The sequence below is a fragment of the Paraflavitalea devenefica genome (assembly GCF_011759375.1).
In the GTDB taxonomy this organism is placed as follows: domain Bacteria; phylum Bacteroidota; class Bacteroidia; order Chitinophagales; family Chitinophagaceae; genus Paraflavitalea; species Paraflavitalea devenefica.
Genome location: NZ_JAARML010000003.1, coordinates 717642 through 736766 on the forward strand (window position 1 = coordinate 717642; position 19125 = coordinate 736766).

General features: G+C 48.6%; 16 protein-coding genes. 13 read left to right on the forward strand and 3 right to left on the reverse strand.

Translation table 11 applies throughout. From position 1 onward, the window contains the following. Positions 1-433: 433 nt before the first annotated feature. Genes HB364_RS21225 through HB364_RS21235 form a run of 3 tightly spaced genes read left to right on the forward strand, consistent with a single transcriptional unit; the run spans position 434 to position 3103 of the window. A complete protein-coding gene (locus tag HB364_RS21225; RefSeq protein ID WP_167290326.1) occupies positions 434-1060 on the forward strand; it encodes a bifunctional 4-hydroxy-2-oxoglutarate aldolase/2-dehydro-3-deoxy-phosphogluconate aldolase in 627 nt (208 codons plus the stop codon). Between the two features lie 28 nt (positions 1061-1088). Beyond that, complete coding sequence (locus tag HB364_RS21230; RefSeq protein ID WP_167290327.1) at positions 1089-2060, forward strand: 2-dehydro-3-deoxygalactonokinase; 972 nt, start codon at positions 1089-1091, stop codon at positions 2058-2060. 11 nt (positions 2061-2071) lie between these two features. Next, complete coding sequence (locus tag HB364_RS21235; protein WP_167290328.1) at positions 2072-3103, forward strand: SMP-30/gluconolactonase/LRE family protein; 1032 nt, start codon at positions 2072-2074, stop codon at positions 3101-3103. A 15-nt stretch (positions 3104-3118) separates the two neighbouring features. Here the strand turns inward: HB364_RS21235 and xth are convergent, their stop codons facing one another. Then, a complete protein-coding gene (gene xth, locus HB364_RS21240; protein ID WP_167290329.1) occupies positions 3119-3889 on the reverse strand; it encodes an exodeoxyribonuclease III in 771 nt (256 codons plus the stop codon). A gap of 224 nt (positions 3890-4113) precedes the next feature. Here xth and HB364_RS21245 point away from each other — a divergent pair, with 224 nt between their 5' ends. From HB364_RS21245 to HB364_RS21260, 4 genes are all read left to right on the forward strand, one after another. Beyond that, on the forward strand, positions 4114-5247 hold the full coding sequence (locus HB364_RS21245) for an FIST signal transduction protein (protein ID WP_317170718.1): 1134 nt from the start codon (positions 4114-4116) through the stop codon (positions 5245-5247). Positions 5248-5252: 5 nt separating this feature from the next. Next, positions 5253-7901, forward strand: coding sequence for a PAS domain-containing hybrid sensor histidine kinase/response regulator (locus tag HB364_RS21250; RefSeq protein ID WP_167290330.1), 2649 nt, complete (start codon positions 5253-5255; stop codon positions 7899-7901). A 48-nt stretch (positions 7902-7949) separates the two neighbouring features. After that, complete coding sequence (locus tag HB364_RS21255; RefSeq protein ID WP_167290331.1) at positions 7950-10688, forward strand: alpha-L-rhamnosidase; 2739 nt, start codon at positions 7950-7952, stop codon at positions 10686-10688. 90 nt (positions 10689-10778) lie between these two features. Continuing rightward, positions 10779-11165, forward strand: coding sequence for an iron chaperone (locus HB364_RS21260; protein WP_167290332.1), 387 nt, complete (start codon positions 10779-10781; stop codon positions 11163-11165). A gap of 787 nt (positions 11166-11952) precedes the next feature. Here HB364_RS21260 and HB364_RS21265 read toward each other — a convergent pair. Further along, entirely contained in the window at positions 11953-13032 is a 1080-nt protein-coding gene (locus tag HB364_RS21265) for an alpha/beta hydrolase (protein WP_246228560.1), read from the reverse strand. 145 nt (positions 13033-13177) lie between these two features. Between HB364_RS21265 and HB364_RS21270 the strand changes: the two genes are divergently transcribed. From HB364_RS21270 to HB364_RS21280, 3 genes are all read left to right on the forward strand, one after another. Further along, positions 13178-13708: a phosphohydrolase gene (locus HB364_RS21270; RefSeq protein WP_167290333.1), complete on the forward strand. Its 531-nt coding sequence runs from the start codon at positions 13178-13180 to the stop codon at positions 13706-13708. 65 nt (positions 13709-13773) lie between these two features. After that, positions 13774-15180 (forward strand): dihydrolipoyl dehydrogenase, encoded by a 1407-nt coding sequence (gene lpdA / locus HB364_RS21275; RefSeq protein ID WP_167290334.1) that lies wholly within the window; start codon positions 13774-13776, stop codon positions 15178-15180. Between the two features lie 432 nt (positions 15181-15612). After that, complete coding sequence (locus HB364_RS21280; RefSeq protein WP_167290335.1) at positions 15613-16008, forward strand: response regulator; 396 nt, start codon at positions 15613-15615, stop codon at positions 16006-16008. Between the two features lie 85 nt (positions 16009-16093). Here HB364_RS21280 and HB364_RS21285 read toward each other — a convergent pair whose 3' ends face one another. Further along, positions 16094-17011 (reverse strand): glutamate--tRNA ligase family protein, encoded by a 918-nt coding sequence (locus HB364_RS21285; protein ID WP_167290336.1) that lies wholly within the window; start codon positions 17009-17011, stop codon positions 16094-16096. A 73-nt stretch (positions 17012-17084) separates the two neighbouring features. Between HB364_RS21285 and HB364_RS21290 the strand changes: the two genes are divergently transcribed. The 3 genes from HB364_RS21290 (at position 17085) to HB364_RS21300 (ending at position 19074) form a co-directional block, all read left to right on the forward strand. After that, complete coding sequence (locus HB364_RS21290) at positions 17085-17939, forward strand: sugar phosphate isomerase/epimerase family protein (RefSeq protein WP_167290337.1); 855 nt, start codon at positions 17085-17087, stop codon at positions 17937-17939. A 105-nt stretch (positions 17940-18044) separates the two neighbouring features. Then, entirely contained in the window at positions 18045-18377 is a 333-nt protein-coding gene (locus tag HB364_RS21295; RefSeq protein ID WP_167290338.1) for a PadR family transcriptional regulator, read from the forward strand. 1 nt (position 18378) lies between these two features. After that, positions 18379-19074, forward strand: a complete 696-nt coding sequence (locus HB364_RS21300) for a hypothetical protein (RefSeq protein ID WP_167290339.1) — start codon at positions 18379-18381, stop codon at positions 19072-19074. Positions 19075-19125 lie beyond the last annotated feature (51 nt).

The window sequence follows — 19125 nt, forward strand, 5'->3', positions numbered from 1 at the left end:
ATGATGGCTGCAGGCATAGCAATAGCCTGCTAGCTATTTACCCATGTGTGCTTTTGTTTGCTACCGGTGGCGAATAATCAAAGTGTTTCCTTTCCATGGGGAAAGGATCGTTCGTTACAAATGACTACTTAATAAATCAGAGCTTGGAAAGGACAGGGATAGGGATCCGAAGGAATACATTGGTAAATCAAATGTCAAGAAAACAAATTAGAACACCAATACCCGATTAGTGGTATTTTATTGAAAGGTCATTAATTAATTGTGAAGTGGTGCAGGCAGTTGTGAATCAAGTAGTGAACAGCATGAAGTATTCAGTATTTTTTCTTATTGCTTCGCGTAGTTTCCGCAATGGATACCTGGTGTGCCGATGGTTTATATAAATTGGCAGCAGGATGTATTTTTCCGTAGTTTTAAGGATAGCATGAAAGCTTTTATGTCAACACTGCAACAGCTTCTTGAGCATAAGATTGTAGCCATCCTCAGGGGCGTTCCTGCCAACAATGTACTGCCCGTGGCCGGCGCCTTATATGAAGGAGGGATCAGGGCGCTGGAAGTAACATTAAATTCTCATCAGGCATTACAACAAATTGAAACCCTACAGCAGGCCCTGGGCAATAAACTCCTGGTAGGCGCAGGCACTGTGCTGGACCTTGAAGGCGCCAAAGCGGCCAGGGAGGCAGGGGCCCGGTTCCTGATATCGCCAACGGTAGATACCAAAGTGATCAGCTTCGCGAAGGAACATGATCTCGTATCCATCCCGGGCGCCTATACGGCCACAGAAGTATTGCTGGCCCATAACAGCGGGGGCGATATCATTAAGATCTTTCCCGCTCCCAACCCCGCCTACATTAAAAACTTACGGGGCCCGCTGGACCACATAAGAATGATGGCTGTAGGAGGGATCAACGCGGAGAATATTCACCAATACCAGCAGGCAGGGGCAGTAAGCTTCGGCGTTGCCAGTTCACTCGTGAAGACTACCACCGTTGTGGATGAAAGCTACCTGCAGCAGTTGACCGGAACGGCACAAAGATTGGTACAAGCCATAGCCACCCAATAAACGTCTGACCATTACAATATGCATCATGATGGATACCTTTTTAAGTTGTGATTGGGGCACTTCCACTTTCCGGTTAAGGCTGGTCAATACCTCCCCTCTCACCGTATTGGCAGAAGCAATCAGCCCGGAGGGTATTGCTGCCCTCTTCACACGTTGGAAAAATGAGCCCGGCACCCCAAACGAACGCCTTTCCTTTTACCGTTCCTGGCTTGGCACACAAATAAAAAAACTGGAAGAAAAACAGGGTATGGATCTGCAGCACCTGCCATTGATCGTTAGTGGAATGGCTTCCTCTTCCATCGGTATGAAAGAATTACCTTATAAAGAATTACCCTTTAAAACAGATGGCTCCGATCTTGCTGTAAATTATATACCCCCTGCTGCCGGGATGACCAATCCGTTATTCCTCCTATCGGGCGCCTGCACCAACAATGATGTGTTACGCGGTGAAGAGACCCTGCTGGCAGGCGCTGGTGCAGATACAGCAGGAGAGGAGGCTGTATTCATCTTTCCCGGTACGCATTCCAAACATGTTTATGTGCAAAACAGCACTGCTGTAGACTTTAAGACCTTCATGACCGGTGAGTTTTTTGAACTGCTCACCGTTAAAAGTATCCTGGCCAATTCGGTAGAGAAAAGTGAATGGGCCGGGGCCGGTACCTTCTTTCAAGAAGGCATCCTGGCCGGAACAAGTTCCAGCCTGCTCAACAGTGCTTTTCATGCACGTACCAATGTATTATTCAAAAAATGTACGCCTGCCGAAAACTATCAGTACCTCAGCGGACTATTGATCGGGCATGAACTAAAAGACCTGCAAACGGCAGCCCGTCAAATTGTGCTGGTGGCGGGGCAGGGGCTGAAAGATCAGTACCTGCAGGCCCTGTCCATCCTGGGGTTAGCGGAAAAGACTACCTGTATAGATGCCGATGCTGCCTTGTTGAAAGGACAGTGGCGCATCTGGCAGGCGACCCATAAACAATTCATCAGGGACCATTCCTAAAAGTTTGCGGTATGAAAAAAGCAATGGTATATCTTTCTCTGTTACTCATTGGCTGTGCCGATGCAGGCAAGCCTGCTGCTGATGCACCGGCCGGCGATGCTACAACATCACCAACGCAGTCCACCAGGATTGAGGTCATAGATGGTGAAGCGCTGAACATCCTTGATTCATCGGCTGCTATCGAAACCATTGCAGGCGGCTTTAGCTGGACCGAAGGCCCGTTGGTATTGGGCAATAATGAAGCACTCCTTTTTTCAGATATTCCCAACAACAGGGTCTACAAATGGACGGAGGGTGATAGTGTTACCCTATTCCTGGAGCGTTCGGGCTATTCAGGTACTGTACAGGGAATGAAAGAGCCGGGTTCCAATGCTTTATTATTAAATCCGCAGGGTGAATTGGTTTTGCTGCAACATGGTGACCGGCGTATTGTGAAAATGACAGCCTCTTTACAACAACCGGCAGCCCTGTTTACGCCATTGGTAGAGCGATACGAAGGAAAACGTTTGAATAGCCCCAATGATGGCGTGTACCATTCCAATGGAGACCTTTATTTCACCGACCCTCCCTATGGACTGGATAAAAGGGTGGATGATCCGGCCAAAGAGCTCCCCTTCCAGGGTGTTTACCGGTTGAAGCCAAATGGGAAGTTGGATATCCTGACTAAAGAACTAAAATATCCCAATGGTATTGCCCTCTCACCTGATAATAAATATTTGTATGTGGCCAGTTCCGATGCACAGAACATGATCTGGATGCAATATGAGCTCGATGAAAAAGGATTCATCAAAAGCGGTCGTGAGTTTTATGCGGTGCATGCATATGAGGGCAAGGAGAAAGGAGCACCTGATGGCATGAAGGTGAATAAAAATGGTTACCTCTTTGCCAGTGGCCCCGAAGGTGTGTGGATCTTCCATCCTTCGGGAAAGCCGGTAGCCCGTATTTACACCGGTCACCATACTTCCAACTGCGCCTTTTCGCCCGACCAAAAAACACTCTATATGACCTGTGATGATTATGTGATGCGTGTCAGGCTAAAATAAAGCATCAGGAAACAACTATTTGATCTCTATCCATACCGGCGCATGATCGCTTGTTTTCTCCCAGCCACGCACATGACGGTCTACACCGGCGGCTTTGAGTCGGCCAGCTACGTGCGGACTTAGCAGGAAATGATCAATGCGTAAACCGGCATCGCGCCCATACGCATTGCGGAAGTAATCCCAGAAGGTGTAGATCTTTTCGGTGGGATAGAGTTTGCGGAGTGCATCCGTCCATCCCTGCCCGGCCAGTTTGGCAAAGGCCGCGCATGTTTCGGGCCTGAAGAGGGCATCATCCACCCAACGCTCGGGTTTGTATACATCCTGTTCGGTGGGCATTACATTGTAATCACCGGCCAGTACTACCGGCTTGTCCTGCGCCAGGAGTGTTTTGGCATGTACGGTCAATCGTTCAAACCAGCTTAGTTTGTAATCGAACTTGGGACCGGGGGCCGGATTGCCATTGGGCAGGTAGAGACAACCGATCACGATACCATTTACGGTGGCTTCAATATAACGGCTGTGACTGTCTTCCGGATCACCGGGCAATGCCCGCCTTACTTCCTGGGGTACTTCCTTACGCGCCAGGATGGCCACGCCGTTCCAGCTTTTCTGTCCGTGCCAGATGGCGTGATAACCGGCGTCCTTCACAGCCTGCTCCGGAAATTTCTCCTGTGGTGCTTTCAGCTCCTGCAGGCATACTACATCCGGCTTTGCTTCTCCAAGCCAGCGCAGCAATACCGGTAACCGTCCATTTACGCCATTTACATTATAGGTAGCTATCTTCATGATAAGGTGATCCTGTTTTAATGTTGGTCCACTAAATTACAAACATTCCGTTGCATGTCGGCAGAACTACACACTACGTATTTCCATGTAGTGCCCCTTAGCAGAAATACTGTAAATAAATAGAAACCATCCATCTATGTTATTGGTGCGCACGCCGCTAAGTATCTTAACTGCCGTGAAATGTTGTCTTTTCACCCGATCCTTACATCCTAAAACAAATACCTGTGAAAGTAGCCATCAGTTCCTACAATGGAGCGCACTTCAGAGAGCATCCCGGCAATGACCGGCCCGACAATGATAAAGTACAGTGGGTTTTGGGCTTTGGCGCCAAAACACTACTGGAAAAAGGAGCATGCTATGACCAGCTTTCCCGGCAATACCCCCGTGCCAGCATCGTACTTTGTTCTACTGCAGGAGAGATTTTTGATGAAGAAGTATATGATGATACCGTTTCTATAACGGCTGTTCAGTTTGAGCGCACGGCTATTGCTGCGGTATCGGCCAATATCATGGACTTTGCTGATAGTTATGAAGCCGGCATTGCCCTGGTAAAACGATTACCGGCCGTGGACAACCTGTGTTATATTATGGTGATCTCCGACGGCACCCTCGTTAACGGTAGTGAACTGGTGAATGGCATCAATACAGCCACGCAGTGCAAGGTGCCTGTAACAGGTGGTATGGCCAGTGATGGCGACCGGTTTGTTTCTACCCTCGTAGGCCTCAATGAAGATCCTGCACCGGGCAATCTCATCGCCATTGGTTTTTATAGTAACCATCTTGTTGTATCGCATGGTTCGGTGGGCGGTTGGGAAATGTTCGGACCGGAAAGACCCATCTCCAAATCATCGGGCAATTGTTTGTATGAGATCAATGGCGAACCGGCCCTTGATCTGTACAGGAAATACCTGGGTCCCTATGCCGCTGAATTACCAGGATCGGCACTCCTGTTCCCGCTTTCTGTAAAGCTGTCTACCGGCGAAACAGTTGTCCGCACCATTTTATCTATTGACTCCTCAACCGGCAGTATGGTCTTTGCCGGCGATCTGCCGGAGAATGCACCGGTGCGTTTTATGAGAGCCAATTTCGACCGGTTGATAGAAGCTGCCGGTGAGGCGGCTGTTCAGGCTTCGGGTGATCATACACCCGCGCTGGCCCTCCTTATTAGTTGTGTGGGAAGAAAGATGATATTGAATGGAAGAATAGCCGAGGAAGTGGAGGCTGTGCGTGATACGCTGGGCAACCAGACTTTGCTGACCGGTTTTTATTCTTACGGCGAGATAGCGCCCCCGAAGGAAGGCGCCCACTGTGCCTTACACAATCAAACCATGACGATCACCACGTTTACCGAAAAATAGAAAGGATGAAAGCTCCCCTGCATAAGCTATTGGAAAGACAGATCAAGAAGTATTTCACGCCCGATTGTCTGAATAACGAACGGGTACAGGCATTCCTCGATGCCGTTAATAATTCCTACCAGTCTTACGAGCGTGATCAAACGCTTTCTGCTCATGCCTCGCGCATCAGTGAGCAGGAATATATGGAGATCAATGCCCGCCTCCGGGAAGAGATCGCCCTGAAAGAAAAAGGACTGAACAGCCTGAAAGAAGTGATCAGGAGCCTGGACGATATAGGAGAAGCTGATGCTGATCCAAAGGACGATCTCTTCGGTGCGCTGGCCTACCTGAACAGGCATATCGAGCACCGTAAAAGAACAGAAGCAGCCTTATTGCAAAACCAGGAAGAGCTGAAAAGGTTATCCCTGGTAGCCAGTCTCAATGAGAATGGTGTGATTTTTACCAGGCCCTGCGGTGCTATTTTTTATGCCAATGATGGATTCCTGAAGCTGACCGGTTATAGCATGGAAGAGATTGTTGGTAAAACTCCTATCGAGCTTTGCAAGGGTGACCTGACCGACAAAGCTGTACTGCGCAATATGGTGGATGCATTCATGGAGGCCAAAACATTCAATATAGAAGTGATCCACTACCGGAAGAACGGCGCCGCCTTCTGGGGCCGTGTGAAAGGTCAGCCGGTGCTGGATAACAACGGCGTCATTCTGCATTATTTCGCGGTGATCGAAGATATTACCGATAAAAAGAATGCAGATGAACTGCTGCGTAAGAATGAAGAAAAGTACCGGGGCATTATCTCCAATATGAACCTTGGCTTACTGGAGGTGGACCTTGACGGCATTATACAGTTTGCCAACCAGTCGTTCTGCGACCTGAGCGGTTACCGGTATAAAGAACTGATAGGCCGCAATGCAGCCCGTCTTTTTATGAAGTGGGATGACCAGGCCTCTATCGAAGGTAAAAACCAGATGCGCTTAAAGGGCATTTCTGATGCCTATGAAATGGAGATCACTACCCGGAAAGGAGAACGGCGCTGGTGGCTGATCAGCGGCGCACCCCAGTACAATGATCAGGGTGAAATAGTAGGCTCTATCGGTATTCACCTGGACATTACCGGGCAGAAGAAGATGCAACTGGAATTGATAGATGCACGTCGCCTGGCTGAAGGATCGGCGCAGTCGAAAGAAGCATTCCTGGCCAATATGAGCCATGAAATACGTACACCCATGAACGCTATCCTGGGTATGGGGCGGCAATTGAAGAAAACAGCCCTCGATGCGAAACAGCAATCTTTCCTGGATACGATCAATGCGGCTGGCGAAAACCTGCTGGTGATCATCAATGATATATTGGATGTGTCGAAAATAGAAGCGGGTAAGCTGATCATCGAACAGATCGGTTTCAGCATCAATGACCTGTTATCGAAGATCACGCGTGTGATCATCCACAAGGTGGAAGAAAAGGGCCTGCAATTCTCCATTATGATAGAGGAAGGAATACCTGCCGTACTGATCGGTGATCCTTACCGGCTGAACCAGGTGATCTTAAACCTGGTGAGCAATTCTGTAAAATTCACGGAGCGGGGCATAGTGGCCATCCGGTGTTATCCCGGTGAGGGAACCGATGGCAGCAAGACTATATGTATTGAAGTAAAAGATACCGGTATCGGTATGGACCCCGAATTTCAGCAACGCCTGTTCCAGAAGTTCCAGCAGGAAGATATATCGGTAGCCAGGAAGTATGGAGGAACGGGCCTGGGCATGAATATCAGCAAGCAACTGGTAGAGCTGATGGGCGGATGCATCACTGTAAACAGCGCGAAAGGGGAAGGCACAGCAGTTACGATCTGTATTCCGTTATTGTCTGGCCGGCCATCCGATCTGCCGGTGAAAAAAGAAACGGTAGCTGATCCGGACGTCCTGCGGCAAAAGAAGATCCTGCTGGTGGAAGATAATGAGATGAACAGGATGGTGGCTACAGCGGTATTGAATAATTATGGCGCCTGTGTAAGCGAAGTGGTGGATGGCTGGGAAGCGGTGAAAGCCGTAAAAGAAAATCATTATGACCTGATATTAATGGATGTGCAAATGCCGGTGATGGATGGTTATGAAGCTACCCGCCTCATCAGGCAGGAAGGCTTTCATCACCTGCCGGTGCTGGCGCTTACCGCCAATGCGATCAAGGGCGAGTATGAGAAATGTATGCAGGCAGGCATGAACGGTTATGTGAGTAAGCCATTTGAAGAAGAGGAACTGATCAAAACCGTGGCGGGCATGTTGGGTACAGAAGTGACCACCGTTCCTGTGCCCGGAAAGCAGGTCCCTGCAGCAGCCTTGTACAGTATTGAAAAGTTGCAGCAGATAAGCATGGATAACGAGGAGTTCATCCCTAAGATGCTGCAGTTGTTCCTGGATGAAGTGCCTGCGGCAGTACAGAGTATCCGCCAGGCTTATACCGGTCACGACCTGAAGAAGGTACAGGCTGTAGCGCACCGGATCAAGCCAGCCCTCGATAACCTGTGCATTGGTTCATTGAAGCAGGAGATCAGAGACCTGGAACAAATGGCCAAAGAAGGAAAGAATGGCACCCGTATGGAAGGTCTTATTCAAAAATTAGAAGATGTGATAGGCCGTGTGGCCGCCGATATGAGAAAGTAAATTACCCACTTGTTTTATGTGCACGGGATTGTATTATCTTAGTGCATCATGAAAAAGACCTTACTCTTGAGCAGCCTGGTGCTGCTCACTACGATCGCTACCGCCCAGTTAACGATTGACCACCTGCAGTGTGAAAACCTTGTCAATCCGCTTGGCCTGGACCTGCAGCACCCCCGCCTCTCCTGGCAACTGAAGAGCGACAAACGCAATGGCCGGCAAACTGCTTATGAGATCATAGCCGGTGAAGCGCCGGCACTCAACAATATAGCTGTTACCTGGCGTAGTGGTAAAGTCGCCTCCTCCCAATCGATACGTATTCCCTATAACGGTACTGCCCTGCAAGCCGGCAAAAGATATTACTGGAAAGTAAGGGTATGGGACCAGGAGGGCAAGGCATCTGCCTGGAGCCAGCCTGCCTGGTGGGAAACAGGTTTGCTGCAACCTGCCAACTGGAAAGCCAAATGGATTACGCCCGGTTATGTGGAAGATTCCATTAGGCGGCCCAGCCCCTTGTTCAGAAAGCAATTTGCTGTAAAGAAGAAAATAAAGTCGGCCAGGTTATACATTACTTCTCAGGGTTTGTACCGGGCGTTTATCAATGATAAGATGGTGGGGGATAGTTACCTCACACCAGGGTGGACCAGTTATAAGCACCGGCTGCAATACCAAACGTATGATGTAACCAGCCAGCTCAGCCAGGGCAATAATGCCATTGGTGTAATGCTGGGCAGCGGCTGGTTCAGGGGATACCTGGCCTGGGCCAATAACCATGATTATTATGGAAAAAAACTGGCCCTGCTGGCGCAGGTGGTGATCACGTATGCAGATGGACAAACAGAGACCCTGAGCACTGATGAAAGCTGGCGCTCTGCAACCGGCGCCATCCGTTATTCAGAGATATACAATGGAGAGATCAATGATGCCCGCCTCGACAAAACAGGCTGGCTCACGGCGGGATACGATGATAAGGACTGGTCCTCCGTGGCCACACCTGCTATCAGTAAGGACAATATTATTACCACCTACAATGAACCGGTAAAGAAGCACGAGACCTTTAAGCCTATCAAAATATTCCGCACACCGCAGGGCGACCTGGTGGCCGACTTTGGACAGAACCTCGTAGGACTGGTAACGGTGAAGGTCAGCGGTAAGGCCGGTGATTCTATTGTTATCCAGCATGCAGAAATATTGGATAAACAAGGCAATTTTTATACGGAGAATTTAAGGGCTGCCAGGCAGGAGAATATTTATGTGCTGAAAGGGAATGGGGAAGAAAGTTTTGAACCGGTGTTTACTTTCCAGGGATTCCGGTATATCCGGGTGAAAGGATTTCCCGGTGAATTGAAACCTGAGCATCTTACAGCTACAGCCCTGTATTCTGATATGCCGCTGACCGGCAGCTTCAGTACTTCCCATCCGCTCATTAACCAGTTGCAGCATAATATTGAATGGGGACAAAAAGGCAATTTCCTGGATGTGCCCACCGATTGCCCGCAAAGGGATGAACGGCTTGGCTGGACAGGCGATGCCCAGGTATTTGCACGCACAGCATCTTTCAACAGGCAGGTGTATAATTTCTTCGCCAAATGGATGGCCGATCTGGCAGCCGACCAGTTGAAAGATGGCAGGGTGCCTGCCGTGATACCCGATGTATTGAGAGGAGATGCCGCCGGCTCGGCAGGATGGTCTGATGCGGCTACCATCATTCCCTGGCAACTGTACCTCGCTTATGGCGATACAGCCATTCTAAGGCAGCAATATGCCAGCATGAAAGCCTGGGTGGATTTTATGCAGCAAGCCAGCAAAGACTATTTGTGGAACACGACCTGGCATTTTGGCGATTGGTTGTTTTACCGTCCCAATGATGACAATGATGGCCGCTCTGCCATTACCGATAAACACCTTATTGCCCAATGCTTTTTTGCCAACTCCCTGCAGATGCTGATCAACACGGCTAAGGTGCTGGACAATACAGCAGATGAAAAGACATATGCGGCTGTACTGGAAAAAGTGAAGCAGGCATTCCTGAAGGAATACCTTACGCCAAATGGCCGGCTGGTATCCAGTTCCCAAACCGCCTATGTATTGGCCCTTCATTTCGATATGCTGCCGGATAACCTGCGCGCGCAGGCAGCCAGCAGGCTGGTGGAGAATATCAAGGATTACGGTTACCATCTCACTACCGGGTTCCTGGGAACGCCTTACCTGTGTCATGTGCTCACCCGGTTTGGGTATAATGATATCGCCTACCGGTTATTGTTGCAGGAAAGTTATCCTTCCTGGTTGTACCCGGTTAAGATGGGCGCTACCACCATCTGGGAAAGATGGGACGGGCAAAAGCCGGATGGTAGTTTTCAAACGCCCACGATGAATTCTTTTAACCATTATGCTTACGGCGCTATTGGCGACTGGATGTACCGCGTAGCAGCCGGTATTGATACCGATACAGCCGGACCGGGTTACAAGCATATCCGCATTAAGCCCTATCCCGGCAAGGGATTGACGGATGTAAAGGCCAGTTTGCAAACGGGATATGGCGTTGTCAGTTCACATTGGACTACGCAGAATAACCGGCTCACACTGGAAGTGGAGATCCCTGCCAATACCAGCGCCGACATTTATATCCCGGCCAGCAGTGCCACGGCGATCATAGAAGGCTTTATGCCATTGGACGAGATAAAAGAGCTGACCGTAATCCGGCAGGAGGGAGGTTATGTGGTGGTACAGGCAGGATCGGGCAAATACCGTTTTGCTACCAGCCTGCCTCTGTCGTATCCAGCCCCTTGAAATGTCGCTTTTGCGTAGCCCCGGACAGCGTTGTGATTCCTAAGTTTGTGTGGACAACCAGTCATTACAAACTGCTTAAAACCAACTACCATGGAAGCAACAAAGTGGGCCACCGTGCATTCATACATTTCAAAGCAGCCATCCCTGCAAAAGTCCTTGCTCAAGGAGATGCGGGAAATAATAAAGAGCGTAGTACCTAAGGCAGAAGAGGTGATCAGCTATAATATGCCTGCCTTCAAACAGCATTATGTGCTGGTATGGTATGCTGCCTACAAAAACCATATTGGGTTTTATCCCTCTTCCGCCATCGCGCATTTTAAGAACGAGCTCACGGCTTATAAAACTTCCAAAGGAGCCATCCAGTTCCCCGTGGATCAGCCGCTGCCGGTATCCCTGATCAAGAAGATCGTAAAGTTCAAAGTGAAGGAGGATGTGGAAAGGGCGCAGGTTAAAGCGCTGAAAGCAAAAAGTAAATAAAGTACTGCCGGCTACCGCTGCCAGTCAATAGCGGTTTTTCCACTTCTATACGAGTCAGATGGCAGGTTTACTGTAGGGTAATGGCCTGGGTATTGCCTGCGTATGGCCAGGGAATGGCCTAAGAAGCGCCTTGTCTGCAATGCTGTATGCAGGCAATACCTGTAGGATACGTGTGGGATGTTCAGGCACCCCGACTACCATTCCGATACCATGATGCTGCTATTTACCTACCGTTGGGATTGTCGTTGGATGGGAGCTACCATGGCCCTGATAGGGAGGAAATAGGGAGTTACCAGGGAGTTAACTGGGGTTTACTATCGACTTATATCGCTATAAGGTCGCTATAACATCGCTAAAAGGTCGCTGTAAGTCCGCTAAAAGACCGGTATAAGATCGCTGTGAGGCCGCTGTAAGGTGGGATAAAAGGCGACTAAAAATGATATGTTATGATAACTGGTCATTATATCTGGTTGTTATAGGCATCAATCGTCCCTTTCCGGTGGCCGGTTAGCTGGATGTTGATGTATATAAAGTGGATTTAGTAAACAGAATAGTGCAGGTAGACACTTGAGTTATAGGCAGCAAGAAACCTGCCAAAGCAGGTTGATGGTGATTAAAAATGAGTGATAAATTTTATGACTGGCACAAGTACGCTATGCCCATAGCCGGGCTGCATACACGCCAGTGAGACGAGTTCTTAAGCCGCAGCGTCCCCTGGTAACTCGCTGAAGTTTTAGCTTGCGATGCGGGAGACACTGCGGAGAAAATAAAGAAGAAGTGGTTCAGGTTATTTCAATGCATTTTTCAATTCAGCCGCGGCGCCGCGCAAGGCCGATTGTACGGCCGGGATCTTCGCCAGCGGATTGAGCAAACCATAATCATGGATCATGCCCTCAACACGTAACAGTGTAACATCCACACCGGCCTCATCCATTTTACGGGCATAGGCTTCGCCTTCATCGCGCAGTACATCATTTTCTGCTGTTTGCACCAGGGTGGGAGGCAGTCCTTTCAGTTGTTCCGGGCTGGCCTGTAAGGGAGAGGCATAGATATCTTTCCGCTTTGCCTGTGGAATGTAGCTGTCCCAGAACCAGATCATCATGTTTTTGGTGAGGAACCGCGCATCAGCATACTGGTTATAAGATACGGTTTCAAAATTGGCATCTGTTACCGGCCAGAAGAGTAACTGGAATTTCAGTGCCGGTCCTTTCTTTTCTTTAGCCATGAGCGCCACGGCTGCCGTGAGGTTGCCACCCGCGCTATTCCCTACAACAGCTAAGCGTTTGGGATCTACATTGATTTGTGTCCCATTAGCAGCTACCCATTTGGTGGCCGCATAACATTCATTGAGCGCGGTAGGGTATTTCACTTCGGGCGAACGGCTGTATTCCACAAACACAGCAACAGCGCCTGAATACACCACAAGGTCGCGGACAAAACGCTGGTGGGTAGGGAAGTCGCCCAATACCCAGCCACCGCCATGGAAGAACATAAAGGCAGGTAAGGCGCCTGTTTGCCCTGCAGGACGTACCATGAACAGCTTCACAGATAAGCCATCTTCTGTAATGGTTTTTTCGCTTACGTCAATGCCCGACAGATCAACGGGCACAGACGTTTGTGCACCTTCCAGCACTTTCCGGGCATCGGCAGGCGACAGTTGCTCCAATGGCTTGCCGTCACCACTGTTCAATGCTTTGAGAAATGCTTTGGTGCGTGTTTCAATAGCCGGATCAGTGGCATAATCGGCCACTGTGATTTCATTTTTCATATTTGATGCTTTTAATTGATCGGAATGGTTGCCGGTCTTGTTGTCTGAACAGCCGATGGCTAATAAGATGGCCAGGGCTGGTATTACCTGTTTTTTCATGTCCGTGGTTTATGTGTACAAAACTATGCCAGCCCGGTGCCCTTTCCGATTGACAAATCCGCACTTCTCTTGTACATTTCGTGGCTGCCGTAGGAAATAATGAAGAAGCCTGCTAATTTCACATTCAACTACTTTAACACCCGACATGGAGTATACCAATGCTGTGATCGAAACCTTGTTGTTGTCTTTTCAACCCGTTATGGGCAAGGATTTTGCGAAGTACAGGAATCATGTGTACCGGGTATTCCTGAACTGCGGGCTGATAGACCCTGACCATCAGCACCAGGAAAAGTATGCGGTCGTGGCGGTATTCCATGACATCGGCATCTGGACGGACCATACAATTGATTACCTGGATCCTTCTATCGCACAGCTTAACCAATATCTTACTGCCACAGGCAGGCAGGAATGGATGGAGGAATGCAGCGAGATGATCCAATGGCATCATAAGACCAGTAGGTATAATGGTCCTTATGCGCAAACGGTAGAAACTTTCCGGAAGGCCGACTGGATAGATGTGTCATTGGGGTTGATTACTTACGGAGTTGATAAGCAGACGATCAGTGCGAACAGGCGTATGCTGCCGAACCGTAGTTTTCATTGGTTCCTGGTGAGGAAGATTGTCAGGAATTTGTTCCGGCACCCGTTGAATCCTTTGCCGATGTTCCGACGGTAAACAATAGTTGTTGTTGGTTGTTCAGCAAGGATTCGGGTTTATACAGCTAATTAAAATCTATACAAATGAATACAGATTTTGACATCGTTGTCATTGGCTCCGGGCCGGGCGGCTATGTGGCCGCCATCAGATCGGCGCAACTGGGATTCAGGACCGCTATTGTAGAGAAATACCTGGTATTGGGTGGCACCTGTACCAATGTGGGCTGTATCCCTTCCAAAGCTATGCTCGACAGCACCGAAAATTATGAGGTGATCCAACACAAGGTGGGCAAGCAGGGCATTGAAGTGGGGAATGTGCACCTGAACTTTGGAGGCCTGGTAGAAAGGAACAGGCACGTTGTAAAACAAAATACTGAGGGCCTGAATTACCTGATGAAGAAGAATAAGATACAGGTACTGAGCGGTACCGGTAGTTTTGTGAATAATACTACCATTACGGTGAAGAACAGCAATGGGGAGGAAAAGCAGGTGAGTAGTCAGTATTTTATTATCGCTACCGGTTCCAAACCTTCTACTATTCCGGGTGTGGAAATAGATAAGCAACGTATTATTACTTCCACGGAAGCCTTGTACCTGAAAGAACAACCGGAAAGCATGGTGATCATTGGCGGTGGCATTATCGGTGTGGAGCTGGCTTCTGTATACCACCGCATCGGCACGAAGGTAACGATCGTGGAATACGGCGATAGCCTGATCCCCACGATGGACCGTGAGCTGGGAAAGGAACTGAACAAATTATTGACCCGGTCGGGTATAAAGGTGCTGCTCAGCAGCAAGGTGAAAGAGGCTACCACTGATGGACAGTCGGTAACGGTTCGGTATACCGATGCCAATAATGCAGCGCAGGAAGTGTTAGCACCTTATTGTCTCGTGGCAGTGGGCAGGCGGCCTTACACTACCGGACTGGGACTGGAAAACACGCAAGTGAAGCTGGATGAAAAGGGAAGGGTGGTCGTGAATGAACAGTTACAAACAGGTGAGCCCAATATTTATGCGCTGGGTGATGTGATCCATGGACCCATGCTGGCACACAAAGCAGAAGATGAAGGGGTCGCTGTTGCCGACACCATTGCCGGTAAGCCACACCACATTAACTATCTGCGGATACCGGGCGTGGTATATACCTGGCCCGAAGTAGCCGGCGTAGGTTATACAGAAGAACAGTTGCAGGAACAAAAGATAGAATACCGCAAAGGTAAGTTCCCCTTCCTGGCGAGCGGACGTGCCAGGGCTTCAGACGATATAGATGGATTTGTAAAGGTGCTGAGTGATCCTAAGTATGGTGAAATATTGGGCGTACATATTATTGGCGCGCGGGCTGCCGACCTGATCGCGCAGGCCGTACTGGCTATGCAGTTTGAACTCACTGCTCATGAACTGGGTAAGATATCTTACGCGCACCCTACCTTCTCAGAAACGCTGAAAGACGCTTACCTGATCGCTTCCGGGCGTGGCGCTATTAATATTTAAGAATTGCCGGTCCATAGGACTCCTTTGGAGAAAGGCGGGAAGGCGTTAAGTAGGAATAGCATTCTGGGCTTCCCGTCTTCCCGCCTTACCGGCTATGAGTAACAAAGCTGTTGCACATGCTTTCCCGAAATTTTTCGCCTGCTGTAGCTTCCTTTTATCGCTCTCTCCTGCCATTTTAATTTGGGTATCTGCCCTAAAAAACATAGCTTAGTATGGCTTACGATGGTAATAAACATCGTCTGTAAATTACATCTACTACACAACACCGGCCATCCTGGGATGCTTCTTACTCCTTTTTTAAATAAACCTTATGACGCATCCCTGCTAATATTATTCAATATTCTTTGAATAATCACATTTGCGTTCTTATTGTTACCGATACTATTAATTGATTGTGTCATCATTACTCCAAACCATCAAACACCCATGCCCATGCAAAAAATGATCCTGCTGATTGACGATGACCAGGAAGAATTTCATATTCTAAACCATGCCCTGCAGGTAGCTGGTTTGCCGCATAGCTGCGTATGGGCCAGCGGGACCGAACGGGCTGCCCAATTATTGTGTGAGGTACTGCCTGATTATATTTTTGTTGATTACAACATGCCCAAAGAGAATGGCCTTGCCTGCCTGGAAAAGATCAGGAAAATAAAGGCTATACAGGATGTTCCGGTGGTATTCTATTCCAACAGCATTGATGAAACAACCCGGTTACAGGCCCTGGAAAGAGGCGCCTCTTTCTGTATGGAAAAACCCAATTCCTTTTCAAAACTGGTAGATAATTTAATTGATATCATGGGAGATGGGAAATTACTACACAGTTGTTAATAAAAACGCATCTTAAATGATAGAAAAGGGCAGGCTCAATTCTGCCTCACAGTTTTAATAATTATGTACCCCCTATAGGAAAAGATCAGGTGGAATGGACCTCCTGGTACAACAGTTCGGGTAACTGTGTTGCCAGCATTTGCCAGTTATGAGCAGGTTCAGGTAAACCCAGCAGGCTGCTGAGTAAGGTATAAATGGCAGCAGGCGTGTGGCCTTGCTTCCTGAGGGATTGAATGGAAGTATCACCGGCCGATTTGGAGAGTTTAGTTCCATCAGTGCCGGTAAGCAGGGCATGGTGAAAGAAGCGGGTGGCAGAAAAGTGATTGGCAGGCAGCAAGCCGGCCAGGTAATGCTGGGCAATGGTAGAAGGCCAGAGGTCGGCGCCGCGTACAACAAGGTCAATACCGAAATGCAAGTCATCCACCACCGAAGTCAGTTGATAGGCCGGAAAGCCATCTTTCTTTTTTACTACAAAATCCTGCATGGAAGCCGGTAGTGTAGTAGTCACCATTCCCTGCGACAAGGTCCTGATGACCATTTCCGGGCGCTCACCGGTATAAAGGCGCCAGTTTGCATTGTCTGCATTCAGTGGATAATATTTGTTGCGGCAAGTGCCGGGATAAACACTGTTAGCAGCAGTATGTTGTAAGGTGGAGCGGGAACAGGTACAGGTATATACGGGTCCGTTTTCCTGCAATGCCTGCAGTGCTGCTTTGTACAGAGGTAGGCGATGTACCTGGCTATGGTGCTGTTCAAAATCAGTGAGATTGCGCGGACCTTCATCCCAGGGAATGTCAAGGAAGTGCAGGGTGTCAAAGATGTCCTGTACATAATAGGGCTGGTAACGTTCCCGGTCAAGGTCATCAATGCGCAGTAAGATGGCGGCGCCTGTTTTGCGTGCCCAGGCTGCGGTGATCACAAACGACAATACATTGCCCAGGTGCAGATAACCACTGGGTGTAGGGGCAATCCTGGTACGTGTAAAATGTAAATCGCTTGCCATGCACCTGCAATGATAAGTTTAATTAATTATATTCGGCCCCTGAAATACTGGTCTTGTAATTAAACCCATTTGAATGAAACGTTTGTTAATTATCCCGTTCCTTTTTGTAAGCTGTTTTGCATTGGCACAATCGTCCACTGAATTATTGCTGCCCGATTCACTGGGCTGGAAGTTAGGCAGCCAGGCTTATACCTTCCGGTTGTTCAGCCTGGAAGAAGCATTGGCGAAGATGAAAAGCATTGGTCTTAAATATGTGGAGCTGTTCCCCGGCCAGAAGATAACGAAGCAAGGTACCGCTACTACTGCCTTTACGGCGACTGCGGAAGACAGGGCGCTGATTAAAAAATTATTAAAAGACAATGGCATTAAAGCTATTTGTTATGGGGTAGTGAATGGAAAGAATGAAGAGGAGTGGAGAGCCATTTTTGAATTTGCCAGGGATATCGGTATTGAGCATATTACTACCGAGCCGCCCATGAACCAACTGGAAACCCTCGATAAATTCTGTAATGAATATAACATCAGGGCTGCCCTGCACAACCACCCGCTGCCAACCACCTACTGGCATCCGAGTATTGTGCTGGACCAATTGAAGGGCCGCAGTGATAAAATAGGTGTATGCGGTGATATAGGCCACTGGGTACGTTCAGGGCTCGATCCTGTTACCTGTATCAAGTCGCTCAAAGGAAAGTTATTAGCCTTCCATGTAAAAGACCTGCATACGTTTGGCGTGAAAACGGCGCATGATGTTCCCTGGGGCACAGGTGTAAGCAATATTGCCGGCGTATTGAATGAACTGAAACAGGCCGGCTTTAAAGGTTATTTTTCAGTGGAGTATGAATACCAGTGGGAAAACAACCTGCCCGCCGTACAGGAGAGCACGCAATATTTTATGCGGGTAGCTAAGCGGATCAATGCAGGGAACTGAGTAAATAATTTAATCTCTATATACATAAGGGCCGTCAGGCCCTTTTTTCATAGTAAGGCAATACCTAAGATTTTTATGTATCGGAAACTTATGTATATTTGTCCTATGAACAAAACAAACCTGTATAAAGGTTGCCTGGAACCCATTGTGATGCAGTTGCTCAAAGACAACGGGCGCATGTATGGCTATGAGATCACCCAGCGTGTGAAGGAAATGACCAAAGGCGAGCTGCAGATCACGGAAGGCGCTTTATATCCTTTGCTGCACCGGCTGGAAGCAGAAGGCTTACTGGAAGTAGAAATGGAAAACATCGGCAACCGGGTGCGTAAATATTATTCATTGACCCGGGCAGGGAAAAAACAAACCACCACTGCCATGGCCGAATTGCAGGTATTCCTGAAAACACTCCAAACCCTTGTAAACCCCAAACTGGCATAATATGCTTACCGCAGAACAGATCGATCAGCTTTTTGCATTTTGCCGCAAGCACAGTGTACACTATTACGATGTACAGGTGGAATTGGTAGACCACCTCGCCAATGCCTTAGAAGACAAGATGGCAGCACAGCCTGCTATTGGTTTTGAAGAAGCATTAAAGCAGGTATATAAAAGTTTTGGTTACGCCGGCTTTGGTCCGCTGGTAAAAGAAAAACAGCAGGCAGCGAAACGTTACAACAGGAAATTGCTGTGGAAGATCTTTAAAGAGCAATGGCGTTGGCCCAAGATCGTGGTGGCGTTAACCATATTCGCCGGTTTGTACACCCTGCTGCAGTGGGAGAATAAAACACCGGCGCGGATAGTGGCTGTCAGTGGCGTGGTGATCATGACGCTGGTGATGATGGTGGCAGTGATCAGGTTGAGAAACCTGCAGAAGAGAACGGGCAAAAAATTCCTGCTGGTTGAACTGGCCGGCATTGTCAATATCGTGCTCCTGCCTGTCAATTGTTTCAACATCATCAATCCGCTGCTAAAACAATCACCCGATTGGCTGCAAAGTATCGGCGCGACCGGGTCGCTCATCATGTGCAGTTTACTTACATTGTATATGGTAGGCGCCATTGCAACCTGCCAAACCATCCGGCATATCCGCACGGTTTTAACCAAAACCTATCCGGCTATCTTCACCACTGCTTAATTGAAATTGAACATTTCCTGGTAATCCCGGCAACCACCTCGTTGCCTCAAT